Below are 13,920 nucleotides of genomic sequence, written 5' to 3'. Positions count from 1 at the left end.
GATTGTTCCGAGTGTGCGCCACTTTTTTGTAAATATGCGATTCTCCGTGATAGGAATACATACACCTATGATACTTTCACCTTCGTTAAATTTTGTACACCTTGATAATGAACACCTTGACATATTACGAATAATAGAAACACCTATCACAGATGACATATTTACCATTACAACATAAACAACAAATGATGTACTTTTGTAGGTAAGAAATAACACAATACAATTTGTGAAATTTTACCCTATACTCTGTTTGCACGAATCCCTTAATTCTGCAAGCAAACCTAATTAACATAACCGTGAGGTTACATAATTATCGTAAAGTTCAGAATATCTGCTTCTATTCAATAGAAAATCAGATAGTCTGAACTTTCCTTTTATATATACAGCAAAAAAACGGCAACTACAAACAGACGCACTTTCTACCACGCGTGTACATTAATAATGTATATAACAAAAACGCAACAATAGACAACAAAAAAAAGCGTTTAAGAAATTTCCTAAACGCTTTCCGTAGCGAGACCCGGGATTGAACCGGGGACCTCATGATTATGAATCATGCGCTCTAACCAGCTGAGCTATCTCGCCATCATGTTGTCATCATTTCCTTGATTGACGCTGCAAAAGTAGAGTTTATTTTCATATCATGCAACTCTTTCGCGAAAAAAAATTCAATTATTTTCAAAGCCTCGTGTTAAGATATTAATTCAGAGTCGCTTTTTTTATATGCAGATTTGGCGAATAGCGATTCTTTTACTACCTTGCTGCGCAATAAACACAATGAAAAAATGAAAAAAGAGAAATTTCATATCGAATACATCTTCGATAAAGTTTCGCGAAGAAGCTTATGGAATCACCTCACTACACCTCCAGGGCTATCTGCTTGGTTCGCTGACGATGTTATTATTAATGGTAACATGTATGTTTTTAAATGGAACAAAGCCGAACAGGACGCAGAAGTACTATCCATCAAACCGGAAATGAGTGTCCGCTACCGCTGGACTGATGAAGAGGATGATACTGCCTATTTTGAATTTCAGATTCACACACACGAACTAACAGGCTCCACTTCTTTGCAAATAACAGATTTTGCCGAACCGGATGAAAAACGGGATTCTATCGATTTGTGGGATACCCAAGTAGAAGAACTGAAGCGTACGCTCGGCATTTAGGTAGTTTTAGTGATTTCTGTTAGCTATCATATCGTTTTTTCACTACTTTTGCGCCGTCAACCGGATAAGCAATGTTGAAAATAAAACGATTATATACATTTATGTTGCAGACTTTCCTGCCGTTGTTTCTAATGACCTTCGGCATTTGTCTGTTCATTGTGCTCATGCAATTCTTGTGGAGATACATTGACGACATGGTTGGGAAAGGCCTGGGAATCCCTGTCTTGGGAGAAATGTTCATGTATGCAGCCCTTTTTCTTGTGCCGATGGCTCTCCCCTTAGCGATACTGTTGGCTTCCCTGATGACTTTCGGGAATTTGGGCGAACGATTGGAATTACTGGCTATGAAATCGGCGGGTGTCTCGCTTGTCAAGATTATGCGCCCGCTGATCATTACAATCAGCATTATCAGTATCGGGGCTTTCTTTTTCCAGAACTACGCCATGCCTGTCGTCCAAGTCAAGCTCTACACATTGCTTTGGTCCATGCGCCAGAAATCTCCGGAGCTGGATATTCCGGAAGGGGTCTTCTACAGTGACATCACCGGTTATAATGTATATGTAAAGCATAAGGACAATAAAACGGGACTGCTCCGCGACATGATGATCTATGATCATACCAAGGGTTTCAATAATGTGAGCGTGATGGTTGCCGATTCGGGACGGTTAAAAACCTCGGCTGATAAACTGTTTCTGGTCCTTTCCCTGTTTAACGGCGAATCTTTTCAAAACATAGGGGATCAATCCAAGAATGCCGACGGGAAGCAAAACGCCGTTCCTTATCAGAGGGAGACATTCACAAGCCGCGATATCCTGATCGAGTTCGACGCTAACTTCTCACGCACGGACGAATCATTCATGCAAAACCAGTATCTGGGGAAAAATATGCATGACCTGCAGACCTCCATCGACTCCATGAGCGTGCGCCTGGATAGTATTCAGGACGTCAATTCGAAGAATGTTTACGAAACATCCTACAAAAGGACGTTGAGCAAACCTAAAGATACAAAAAATCCCGAATCGAAAGATACAGGAAAAGACCCGGAAAACATAAACACGGATCAGAAAAAAGACGAGCCGGTCATTGTCATGAATTTCGACAGCCTTTACCAGGCTGAAGATCCCGGAAAGAAAGCGACGATCCTGACACGCGCAAAGTCGAGCATCGAGAATATGAAAGCCGATTATTTCTTCAGGGCGGCTACCATCGGAGACGAAGCCTACAAGGTGCGCCGGCATTTAACGGAATGGCACAAGAAATTCACCCTTTCATTCGCCTGTATGGTTTTCTTCTTTATCGGAGCTCCGCTTGGCGCCATCATCCGCAAAGGAGGATTGGGAATGCCGGTCGTTATATCAGTAGTCCTGTTTATTTTCTACTACATTATCGACAACATCGGTTTCAAAATGGCCCGCGACGGAATCTGGCAAGCTTGGGAAGGGATGTGGTTGAGTTCGGCGGTATTGGCTCCGTTGGGTATTTTCCTGACATACAAAGCGGTTAACGACTCTGTCATCCTGAATGCAGATACTTATCTGAATGCGTTGAAAAACCTGTTCGGCAAACGTTCGGGAAGAAAAGTGGAGCTGAAAGAGGTTATCATGTTCAATCCGGATTACAAAAATATCGTTCCCCGCCTGGAACAGTTGGCTGAAAACTGCAAAACATACCTGGCCGGGCATAAGCGGTGGACAAACTATATCCGCTTCTGGAAACAGGGGGGCCGTGACCACACAGCCGACAGTTTGGCTGCCGAAATGGACGGTATCATCGAAGAGTTGGAAAATTCAGACCAGAACCTGGTGCTGAACAAACTGATGGACTATCCGGTTATCAGCGGATACAACCAGATGAATGCGAAAATAAACGGAAACATCGGCTTGGCTTTCGGAATATTTTTCCCGATAGGATTGCCGGTCTATCTGCTCGCCACTTACCAGCGTAAGCTTTTGCGCCACGACATACAGATGGTGCAAAAGACAAGTAATGAACTGATTGAGATAATTGAAAAATTACCCGTATCTTTGTAAAATAAGAAATAGAAGAAAAATATATGAGCGAAATTAAATTAAACACCATTGAAGAAGCGATTGAAGACTTCCGCGAAGGGAAGTTCTTAATCGTTGTGGATGACGAAGACCGCGAAAATGAAGGTGATTTTATTATTGCTGCAGAAAAGATAACTCCTGAGAAAGTAAACTTCATGTTGAAAAACGGTCGCGGCGTATTATGCGCCCCGATTACGGAAGAACGTTGCCAGGAGCTGGAACTGGATATGCAGGTAGCCAATAATACCTCTTTATTGGGAACACCTTTCACGATAACAGTAGATAAATTGGGAGGCGGCTGTACGACAGGCGTTTCCATGTTCGACCGTGCGGAGACAATCCTCGCATTGGCCGATCCGAAAACAAAACCGTCCGATTTGGGACGTCCGGGACATATCAACCCGCTCCGTGCACGTTCGCGTGGCGTACTTCGCCGTGCCGGGCATACGGAAGCTGCGGTAGACCTGGCACGCCTGGCCGGGCTGTATCCCGCCGGTGCATTGATCGAAATCATCAATGAAGACGGAACGATGGCACGCCTGCCGGAACTGATAGAGGTAGCCAAGAAATTCGACATCAAGATCATCTGCATCAAAGACCTGATCGCCTATCGCCTGAAAACGGAATCGATCGTAGAAAACGGTGTAGAAGTGGATATGCCGACACAATACGGGCACTTCCGTCTGATCCCTTTCCGCCAGAAAAGTAACGGTTTGGAGCATATCGCCCTGATAAAGGGTAAATTCGAACCGGACGAACCGATCTTAGTGCGTGTACACTCCTCTTGTGCAACCGGAGATATCTTCGGTTCCATGCGCTGCGAATGCGGGGAACAGTTGCACAAAGCAATGGAACGCATCGAGAAAGAAGGCAAAGGCGTCATCGTTTACTTGAGCCAGGAAGGCCGGGGTATCGGATTGATGGAAAAGATGAAAGCGTATAAGCTTCAGGAAGACGGCTTGGACACAGTCGACGCCAACCTGCACTTAGGACATCAGGCAGATGAACGCGATTATGGCGTAGGCGCCCAGATCCTGCGTCACTTAGGAGTGACTCAAATGCGCCTGATGACCAACAATCCCGTGAAGCGTGTCGGGCTGGAAGCATATGGACTGACTGTCGTAGAAAACGTGCCTATCGAGGTGGCTCCGAATCCTTATAACGAATTCTATATGAAGACGAAGAAGGAACGGATGGGGCATGTCTTACATAATATCAAATAATTTATAATTACATAAAAACACTATCATGACACAAGTATCAGCACGTTTAGCAAGTTTGTCGCCATCCGCAACATTGGCGATGTCTCAGAAGAGCGGTGAATTAAAAGCTCAGGGAGTGGATGTTATCAACTTAAGTGTCGGAGAACCCGACTTCAACACCCCTGATTACATTAAGGAAGCTGCTAAAAAAGCTATTGACGAAAACTTTTCTCGTTATTCTCCCGTTGCTGGTTATCCGGCATTGCGCAATGCAATCGTTGCCAAGCTGAAAAACGAAAACGGATTGGAATATACAGCCAACCAGATTTCCTGCGCAAATGGTGCGAAACAATCCGTTTGTAATACAATCATGGTATTGGTAAATCCGGGTGACGAAGTAATTATCCCGGCTCCGTTCTGGGTTAGCTACCCGGAAATGGTGAAATTGGCTGAAGGTAAACCCGTTATCGTACCGGCAGGTATCGAACAGGATTTCAAGATCACACCGGCACAGCTGGAAGCAGCCATCACACCGAAGACAAAAGCAATTATCCTCTGCTCCCCTTCCAACCCGACGGGTTCCGTTTACAGTGCGGAAGAATTGGCAGGCTTGGCCGATGTTTTGAAAAAACATCCGGAAATCATCGTTATCGCAGATGAAATTTACGAACATATCAACTATATCGGCAAGCATAACAGCATTGCACAGGTAGACGGCATGAAAGACCGCACTGTCATTGTAAACGGCGTATCCAAAGCTTATGCAATGACCGGCTGGCGTATCGGTTTCATCGCCGGACCGGAATGGATCGTAAAGGCTGTCAACAAATTGCAGGGACAATATACATCCGGACCATGCTCCGTATCCCAAAAGGCTGCAGAAGCCGCTTACACGGGTTCACAGGCACCGGTTGAAGAAATGCGCCAGGCATTCGAACGTCGCCGCAATCTGATCGTCAAGTTGGCAAAAGACGTTCCGGGATTCGAAGTAAACCAGCCGGAAGGCGCTTTCTACCTGTTCCCGAAATGTAGCTATTATTATGGCAAGACAGACGGCACACGGACGATCAACAATGCAGACGATTTGGCCATGTACCTGTTGGAAGTTGCCCATGTGGCTTGCGTAGGCGGCACATCATTCGGCGCACCCGAATGTATCCGCATGAGTTATGCTACGAGCGATGAAAACATTGTGGAAGCTATCAAACGTATCAAAAACGCATTAGCTGCGTTGAAGTAAAATTGCATTATAACTACTTCATAAAGAGGATATTCTAATAGATATCCTCTTTTTTTAACCCCTGGAGAATCGATTATTTAAAAACGCATGGAAGATTGTACGGAAATATCGCACTCAGAGAGAAATAAAAAAGGCTGCCGGAAAAATCCGGCAGCCTTTTTTATATATAACGGTAACGTTAATTATTCAGCACGCAAAGTGAAGCGTTTGAATGCAAGGATCTGCAATTCGGGATCTGCTTCCTTCATTGTTTCTCTTACAGTCTTCTTGCTGTCCATGATATCTTCCTGGTTCAACAAGCAAACTTCCTTCAAGAACTTGGCAAGACGGCCCTTGGCAATGTTCTCGATCATCTGCTGAGGCAAGTTGGCTGCTTTTTCAGCAGAAACAGTAGCGATGATTTCTTTTGCTTTGGCAACATCTTCAGCTGTAATCCAGCCTTTAGCCATGTTGCTTTCCATATGCTCTTCGCTGTCAACGTGTGTCGGGTTGATTCCGGCTTTCTTCAGGGCAGCTTCAACAGCTTTCTGAACTTGTTCAGCCTTTGTCTTTTCGATAGCCACCTGGATTTCCTGTTCTTTTACAGATTCAGAAACGCCAGCTTCATCAATAGCGATCGGGTTCATAGCAGCGATCTGCATTACGATGTTGTGAGCAGCCTCTTCTGATTCCTTGTTGAAAGCAGCGATCGTACAGAGTTGGTTCTTACCCATGTGGTTGTAAACAGTAGTGTAAGCACCTTCTACCACGTTATAGCCGTCCAATTCCATCTTTTCGCCAGTGATACCGCTACGATCGGTAACAGCATCCTGTACGGTACCCTTACCCATCGGAAGCGCTTTCACTTCGTCCAGCGTCTTGCACTTGTTAGCCACAGCAGCGTCAAGGATAGCCTGAGCCAGCGCGATGAAATCTTCATTCTTGGCAACGAAGTCAGTTTCGCACTTCAAAGCGATGATAGCAGCAAATTCGCCATCTTTCTTTGCCAACACGCAACCTTCGGCAGCATCACGGTCAGAACGCTTAGCGGCGATAGCCTGTCCTTTTTTACGGATAATTTCCATTGCTTTTTCGATGTCACCGTCAGATTCGGTCAAAGCCTTCTTGCAGTCCATCATACCAGCTCCGCTCATTTTGCGCAGCTTGGTTATATCAGCCATAGTTACAGCCATAATCTTATTTCCTTATATTTAAATTACTCTTCGTCTTTCGCGAACTTGTCAGCAACGTTAGCGTTCAACGCTTCTTCGTCTTCTTTCTTCGTACGTTCTTTCTTTACTGCAGCTTTAGCTTTGCGTTCTCTTTTCGGAGCTTCGCCTTCACCGGCAGCTTCAGTATCGATCTTTTCAGCTTTACGTTCCTGCAGACCTTCGTTCATTGCTTCGCAGATAGCGCCCAGGATAACTTCTACAGACTTAGTAGCGTCATCGTTAGCCGGAATCACGTAGTCGATGTTGTTCGGATCCGAGTTAGTATCTACCATACCGAATACGGGGATACCCAGACGGTTAGCTTCACGAACTGCGATATGTTCTTTCATTACGTCAACAACGAACAAAGCAGACGGGAGACGAGTCAGGTCTACGATAGAACCCAAAGTCTTTTCTAACTTGGCACGCTGGCGAGTAATCTGAAGTTTTTCTCTCTTGGAAAGATTATCAAATGTACCATCTTTAGTCATCTTATCGATAGTAGCCATCTTCTTGATAGCTTTACGGATAGTCGGGAAGTTGGTCAACATACCACCCGGCCAACGTTCGATAACGTAAGGCATACCTACAGAAGCAGCCTTGTCAGCGACAACTTGTTTAGCTTGTTTTTTAGTAGCAACGAAAAGTACTTTCTTACCCTGTTTAGCCAGGTTCTTCATTACTTCTGCTGCTTCATCTACTTTAGCAACTGTTTTATACAAATCAATGATATGAATACCATTGCGCTCCATGAAAATATAAGGAGCCATTGCGGGGTTCCACTTTCTTTTTAAGTGTCCGAAGTGTACGCCAGCTTCTAATAACTGATCAAAATTAACTCTTGACATTGTTTTTTTCTTAAATCGTTTACTTTCTTTTGTTTAACTCAATCACCAGGTAGTCTTTCCGTATGTCAGCATATAAAAAGAATCCTGATAATTTAGATACTAAACGCTTTGCTCTACTTGTAAGGGACTCACAAATAAGATTAACGTTTACTGAACTGGAATCTCTTACGAGCCTTAGGACGTCCCGGTTTCTTACGTTCAACGGCACGCGGGTCACGAGTAACAAAACCTTCCGAACGAAGAGCAGATTTGTCTTCCGGATTGATCTTCACCAGTGCGCGGGCGATAGCCAGGCGAGCAGCTTCGGACTGTCCTTTGAAACCTCCACCATCAAGGTTGATTTTGATATCATATTGTTCTGCAACGTTCAGCTTTGCGAGCGGCTGCTTAACAATGAACTGAAGGATTGTAGAAGGAAAGTAATTAGCCAGATCACGTTTGTTGATAGTAATCTTTCCTGTACCTTCGCTTACGAATACGCGAGCAACTGCAGCTTTACGTCTTCCTATTGCATTTACTACTTCCATTGTGATTATTTATATGAGTTTATATCGATTAATTTAGGCTGCTGAGCTTCGTGTTTGTGCTCTGTTCCTGCATATACATACAGATTATTCAACAGTTTGGCACCCAGACGATTCTTGGGAAGCATACCCTTCACTACTTTACGGAACAGACGGTCGTCACCCTTAGCCTGTAAGTCGGCCGGAGTATAAGCGATCTGTCCACCGGGATATCCGGTATATCTCAAATAAATACGATCGTTCCACTTATTACCTGTCAGAACGATTTTGTCTGCATTGATGATAATTACGTTATCACCACAATCAACGTGCGGAGTAAAACTGGGTTTATACTTACCGCGCAAAAGCTTAGCCACCTTTGCGCAAAGGCGTCCCAAAGTCTGTCCTTCGGCGTCAACAATGACCCACTCTTTGTTTACAGTTGCTTTGTTTGCAGAAATGGTTTTAAAACTTAAAGTATCCACTTGCTTTAAAAATTAATAAATTAATAACTCTAAAAAACAAGAATCCAATTCCCGCGTGCGCTGTCACTACGGACACTTGACGCAACAACGTGCTAAGAATTAAACTCTTAGTACAATTTTGATAATATTCGGCTTGCAAAGGTACGGCTTTTCTGCAAAATACAAAACTTTTCAGGGAAAGAATTTCTTCAAGTGGGTCTATTCCAGCAAAAAAGAAATAAGCTTAAAGTAAAAAACGGGAGATAGATAAGTTATCTATACTCCCGCTCACACATAATTATCGTTTTGGTTAATTATTTACTGAAAAAAATGAGTAAACTCATTCTGGCATCCTCCCTAAACCCACCACTACCATATTCAGTACACCTTTTTCATAGGGTTTTGCTTACTATTGAGTAAGCAATTCTCAACTGTAAACAGTTCTTTTTGCTTACATGACAAAGGACGGCCTTATATTTGATATAAACAAATAAAAAACGGTTTATTTTTGTAAATATTGAATTTTCGTAGTTTTTAGACTGCAAAAGCAGGGATATTGTCTGCATTTCGACATCCAGGAAAGAAATAGCTTGATTTAGTTACTACCTAACAGTTCGCAGTATTACACTAATAGATGTTTTTACGGAACAAACAATGTTTTCAATGATAAAAAAAGAGAATTTCTTCAAATGATTTCACTGCTTCCCCCTTTAATATCACAAAGGGCGCGGAGAATTTCTTCGCACCCTAAGCTACCTATATCCCGTTAAGGATTGGTATATGTAAGTTAAATGAAAAAATATAGGCTTTATATATAAAAGTTTGGCATAACAAATAAAATTACCATGCCAAACTTATCAAAACAAATTAATATTTATCGCGTACACAACGAACAGGTCCCCTATAATCATTCGATTTCGCAGGAATTGAAATAAAGTCTGGCCTTCCTCCATATCCCAAATTAGTCTTTCCTGATAAAGAAGAGGTTGTTCGAGCCCAATGATAATATGATTCACTCCAGCCTGCTGTACTGCGAGACGCCATTAAAGACAATTCACGTTGATTTGGCAAGCGCCAACCTGTAACTCCATTTTTATTATATTTAGCACACGGTGATTGACCTCTATCAACCAAATCACGCATATCCTCCCATACTAACCAATTTATATTTTCCGCATTCTTATATTCAAATCCTTTAATATAAGGGCGATTTGCCGGATCTAACTCCGTATGGACAGCAAATTCCGCTTTTTGAACATCATTTTCTCCGCGTAAAGCATCTTTATTAATATATGGGAATGTGAATTCTCCTGCTCCCACAGTTACATAATCATCAGGCATGCCATTTTCTGCACTTGCAGGCTTGCCTGCATCAGAATCCATCCCTAAATTACGGACACAACGATAGTCATAAGATGTCGGAGCTGATGCACCTTTTATACCATTAGCATATAAAAATTTATACCCATTAATAGATGATCCTTCCTCCGCATAAAATTCATTTCCATTACTACTCAAATAACGCCAATAGATGTTACTTCCGTTTGGATACAAATGGGCTTCTACAGGAAGAGCATCTTTACCAATCCAGATATCAGTATATTGATTGATTGAAGCCGGATACCATTTAATTTCATCTGCATCAATCTTATCATTTCCATTTTCATCACGATTACGCTGTAAACAAGCCCAGACAAGTTTAGCCCCATTATCTAAATTAGAAGACAAATGATTGCCACTGGATACAACCGCATTTGAAATATAACTATCCCATTCTTTACTTGATTTTCCATTAGGCAAACCTGTTTGAGAGAAAAAGTTCCAACGCCCATTATCAGTTGACAAATCATTTTTATCCCAAGGATTACTATTCGGTGGCGTTAACTTTCCCGTTTCATTGATCGTCTCAATCCCCCAAGCTGTTTTTAACCCTGCCCCAGCATCTTCATTATAAAATGTTTTAATAGAACGTTGGCTGATCATAACAGAAGATGTTGTCAAACTACTCTCCCGATCCTGGCTATATGCGGTATTACACAATATATGCATTTCCCGATTCGGCTGATTCACAAACTTCTTCCATAATTGATTCGAACTATTCTTACCTGAAGGATCTGACGTATAATAAAATTCATCTATAAACATTGTATAAACAACTTCTCCCCTGTCATCATAAATATCATCCTTCTTTAATTCTTCCAATAGTCCCTTTATATCTATAACCTCTTCGGAATTATATTTTTGATAACTTTTCTTGTCATAATAATACTTATTATATGACTTACTTTTCTTATGTATTCTAAAATGAACCCAGTTATAGTCTTTTGCATCTGAAAGAGGTTTGCTTCCTGCATTACCATCTGAGAAATAACCCTCATCGAAAGGTGTTTTCAATTTAAAACCGGCCCTTCCTTCAATAGCCTCTTTATTAAAAACAATAATATCACGATCATAATGGGCATCTATCTGGTAGAATTTATCTGTCTCCACAATATTTCCTTCTGCACCAGGTGAAGGTTCTTGACCTTTACCACTTTGAAAAGAAGTTACCTCCAAGCGTATATCATTTACATTCTGTATTGTAACATTATAGATATAAGTCGTATTCCTTTCTGTTCTAAAATCATTTGCCTGATTGTTAACATATCCCAAATGAATTGTATAAGTAACATCGGCAGTACGTTCTTTTTCAAGACCATTCTCTGTATATTTCTCATAATAATCGCCCGTCAAGACTACATATGTTGAATATTCAGGAGCATTTACAAACGCTCCATTCTCCACATATCCGGGATGACTATCATCAGCTGCTTTATCTTGCAATTCTCTATCCCGATACTGACTCAATCCTGTAGCCGATTTCCGGTTCTCCCACATATAAAATGTAAAAGAAGCTTGACCAGCCTCGTTTGTGGTCTCAAAACTTATCGGATCTCCCATCTTGAAAAAGTCATTTTCAGAAGAAGATATATCGGCCTCTTTCTGGAACAAACTAATACGTTTAGGTACATTAACAACCTGCCATTTTTTTGCTGTGAACTTTTTATCTTTTCCTCCTGATGCAATTCCTATATTAAATGTAATGCGCGCATCCACCCTTTTTAAGGATATAGGTTCCAAAGTTGTCCCGGAAGGAGCAATTGTACAATTCCCATTCGTAGACTCTCCGCCATAAACGCCAGTCATTAATAATTTTCCTGATGAACGATAAATAGTCTGTTGTAATAAATTCGCCTCATTCTCAAGCAAGTCATCAACATTCATAATACCATCCAAATCAGCTTTTAATCCAGCAATAGAAGATTGTCCATCAGGGACATTTGCAATAGCATAGATTCGTTTATTTCCAGACAAAAGTTCCACCGCTATTTTTCCTTTTGTCACTTGCCCTTCAGAGTTTTTTTCTGAAATTATACCTAACTCACCCCCAGATAAAAGCTCTCCATATTCCCTTTCCCCTGTGTTTGCATTAAAAACGAACAGGTATAAATTATGGACACGAAACTCTTCAACTGTCGGCAAAGCAGCTTTAGTCTCTATTTTAGCAGGAATAGCAGCAGTAAACGATAAATTCACCTTCGTTGGTATTCCTTCAACTACGTTATCACCCTTTTTCACCAGTTCATCGTCAGCACAAGAAAACAGGGTAAAAATTGCACATACGGTACAAAGTGCTGTTAATATATATTGTTTCATAATATCTTATCTTTTTATTTATTAGCGACCAAAACCAATATTAATAGTATGATTAGTTGTCCAATCAGCGACCTGCCATTCGATATCACCAGATACGGAAGAATTATATTTCCCTATTACCTGATAAACATGTCCTTTTGTAATCGTACTACCCGGAATTGTCAATGAATAGGTCTTAACATTTGTCAATTCACCATTTCCCGTTTCTGTCCTTATAGGTGTTTTCGAGCCTTCATCAATAACACGCCCTCCCTTGGAAACTTCAAGCCAAGCATCAACAGGGAACTTTCCTTCTCCCCCTTTCCAATCATATGCAGAATGATCCTTAGGTTCATTAATCCATCTCCCCCGATAGATTTTATACCCGTATTGTCTGAATTTCTTACGATAAACATTTTTATTCGTCCCAGTACCAACTTCGACATTCAGAATAAGATCATTTTTAGGTTCATACGTATAGAAACGGGTATTAAAAGAAGACATCGTTAGTGCTTTATATTTTGTATTTTCAGGACCTTCTTTACTGAAGATCGCAATATCCGATTCTTTATTTAATCCCGATAAAGAGGTTTCCCCTGTTAGAAGACCTGTGACAGGAACTTTAACATCACAATCAACATCGCGTCCGTATGCTACAATTTTAAAATCGGTGACATAATCATTAAACTTACTACCGTCTTTTACATACGCACGAAAATAAAGAACTCCGTTCTCAGGTTGAAGCTTTTCATAAACTTTATCATCATTTTTGCCGAACCAATCCTTCCCATTCTTATTCCAATCACCATCCGTTATAAGCTCTGAAGCTCGTCTATATTCAGGAGATCTAATTTCCAAAAATCGACTGATTGTACTCTTTATTATTTCAAATCCTATATTCTCTTCAACTTCCTGCTCATTGGTTATATCATAAACTTTTTCTTCTGAAGCATCTAAAAAAACATATTCGGATTTATCAGGATCCTCTACGGGATCAACTTCACCCGCTTGTTTAAGGAGAAGATCAATACCGGCTGTAAGCTGGACAAGAGACAGCTCCAACTGTGTAGTAGTAGATGTTACCGGAAACGTCTTATAACCAACCTTCACCAACTCTTCGGCTTTAAAAAGTTCGGTTATGACACTTTCTTTTTGATACCCAGCAAAAGAGCCCCATTTAACATCATCAAAATTCCAATCAGAAGGATAATTTGCAATTACATAGACTGAGACAGAGCCTTCCGGGATATCCTCAAAATGAGCTTTATATTTAATAGAGATTCCTTCCGTTCCGTCAACGACTTGTAAACCTTGTGACAGTCCCAAGCCATATTCGCCGTGTGCAATACGTTTGTCACCCTCAAAAATAGCCACATGATAACGTGATACCTGTACTTCTTCAAAATAAGGGTTAACATCACCTCCTACTGCTTTTGTTTCATTTCTTCCAACAGATAGCATAACTGATAGTCCAACCCGATCCTTGTTTTCAACAGGCATTTCCGATGTACAAGCCGTTATTCCTAAAACCACAGCTAATGCCCATATTAATTTTTTTATCTTCATAATATATTAATTTTA

General features: G+C 41.4%; 10 protein-coding genes and 1 tRNA gene. 4 read left to right on the top strand and 7 right to left on the bottom strand.

Annotated features, from left to right (window positions below):
• Positions 1-511: 511 nt before the first annotated feature.
• Positions 512-585: transfer RNA gene (locus tag DWW90_RS15900), tRNA-Met, on the bottom strand.
• A 200-nt stretch (positions 586-785) separates the two neighbouring features.
• On the opposite strand from DWW90_RS15900, the gene DWW90_RS15895 reads away from it, so the two are divergent.
• The 4 genes from DWW90_RS15895 (at position 786) to DWW90_RS15880 (ending at position 5,659) form a co-directional block, all read left to right on the top strand.
• Positions 786-1,169, top strand: a complete 384-nt coding sequence (locus DWW90_RS15895) for an START-like domain-containing protein (protein WP_115501319.1) — start codon at positions 786-788, stop codon at positions 1,167-1,169.
• Between the two features lie 71 nt (positions 1,170-1,240).
• Complete coding sequence (locus tag DWW90_RS15890) at positions 1,241-3,199, top strand: LptF/LptG family permease (RefSeq protein ID WP_233547781.1); 1,959 nt, start codon at positions 1,241-1,243, stop codon at positions 3,197-3,199.
• Between the two features lie 23 nt (positions 3,200-3,222).
• Positions 3,223-4,440: a bifunctional 3,4-dihydroxy-2-butanone-4-phosphate synthase/GTP cyclohydrolase II gene (locus DWW90_RS15885; protein ID WP_115501317.1), complete on the top strand. Its 1,218-nt coding sequence runs from the start codon at positions 3,223-3,225 to the stop codon at positions 4,438-4,440.
• Positions 4,441-4,465: 25 nt separating this feature from the next.
• A complete protein-coding gene (locus DWW90_RS15880; RefSeq protein WP_122345671.1) occupies positions 4,466-5,659 on the top strand; it encodes a pyridoxal phosphate-dependent aminotransferase in 1,194 nt (397 codons plus the stop codon).
• 182 nt (positions 5,660-5,841) lie between these two features.
• On the opposite strand, the gene tsf is transcribed toward DWW90_RS15880, so the two are convergent.
• The 6 genes from tsf to DWW90_RS15850 all read right to left on the bottom strand — a co-directional run bounded on the left by tsf (position 5,842) and on the right by DWW90_RS15850 (position 13,905).
• On the bottom strand, positions 5,842-6,831 hold the full coding sequence (gene tsf, locus DWW90_RS15875; protein WP_115501315.1) for a translation elongation factor Ts: 990 nt from the start codon (positions 6,829-6,831) through the stop codon (positions 5,842-5,844).
• A gap of 23 nt (positions 6,832-6,854) precedes the next feature.
• Complete coding sequence (gene rpsB / locus DWW90_RS15870) at positions 6,855-7,697, bottom strand: 30S ribosomal protein S2 (protein WP_115501314.1); 843 nt, start codon at positions 7,695-7,697, stop codon at positions 6,855-6,857.
• 140 nt (positions 7,698-7,837) lie between these two features.
• Entirely contained in the window at positions 7,838-8,224 is a 387-nt protein-coding gene (gene rpsI, locus DWW90_RS15865) for a 30S ribosomal protein S9 (RefSeq protein ID WP_115501313.1), read from the bottom strand.
• Between the two features lie 5 nt (positions 8,225-8,229).
• Entirely contained in the window at positions 8,230-8,685 is a 456-nt protein-coding gene (gene rplM, locus DWW90_RS15860; RefSeq protein WP_122345670.1) for a 50S ribosomal protein L13, read from the bottom strand.
• Positions 8,686-9,531: 846 nt separating this feature from the next.
• The gene (locus DWW90_RS15855) at positions 9,532-12,360 is read right to left on the bottom strand and encodes a DUF4906 domain-containing protein (RefSeq protein WP_122345669.1); all 2,829 of its coding nucleotides are present in this window, start codon (positions 12,358-12,360) and stop codon (positions 9,532-9,534) included.
• Between the two features lie 21 nt (positions 12,361-12,381).
• Positions 12,382-13,905 carry a hypothetical protein gene (locus DWW90_RS15850; protein WP_122345668.1) on the bottom strand — a complete coding sequence of 508 codons (1,524 nt, stop codon included), beginning with the start codon at positions 13,903-13,905 and terminating at the stop codon, positions 12,382-12,384.
• Positions 13,906-13,920: the final 15 nt, after the last annotated feature.

The sequence above is a fragment of the Parabacteroides sp. AF17-28 genome, assembly GCF_003479205.1.
In the GTDB taxonomy this organism is placed as follows: Bacteria; Bacteroidota; Bacteroidia; order Bacteroidales; family Tannerellaceae; genus Parabacteroides; species Parabacteroides acidifaciens.
This window is presented reverse-complemented; position numbering and strand designations above follow the sequence as displayed.

Bases quoted from the DNA above. Each gene is read 5' to 3' on its own strand.
- DWW90_RS15895 (WP_115501319.1), top strand. From the start codon at position 786: ATGAAAAAAGAGAAATTTCATATCGAATACATCTTCGATAAAGTTTCG.
- DWW90_RS15890 (WP_233547781.1), top strand. From the start codon at position 1,241: ATGTTGAAAATAAAACGATTATATACATTTATGTTGCAGACTTTCCTG.
- DWW90_RS15885 (WP_115501317.1), top strand. From the start codon at position 3,223: ATGAGCGAAATTAAATTAAACACCATTGAAGAAGCGATTGAAGACTTC.
- DWW90_RS15880 (WP_122345671.1), top strand. From the start codon at position 4,466: ATGACACAAGTATCAGCACGTTTAGCAAGTTTGTCGCCATCCGCAACA.
- tsf (WP_115501315.1), bottom strand. From the start codon at position 6,831: ATGGCTGTAACTATGGCTGATATAACCAAGCTGCGCAAAATGAGCGGA.
- rpsB (WP_115501314.1), bottom strand. From the start codon at position 7,697: ATGTCAAGAGTTAATTTTGATCAGTTATTAGAAGCTGGCGTACACTTC.
- rpsI (WP_115501313.1), bottom strand. From the start codon at position 8,224: ATGGAAGTAGTAAATGCAATAGGAAGACGTAAAGCTGCAGTTGCTCGC.
- DWW90_RS15855 (WP_122345669.1), bottom strand. From the start codon at position 12,360: ATGAAACAATATATATTAACAGCACTTTGTACCGTATGTGCAATTTTT.
- DWW90_RS15850 (WP_122345668.1), bottom strand. From the start codon at position 13,905: ATGAAGATAAAAAAATTAATATGGGCATTAGCTGTGGTTTTAGGAATA.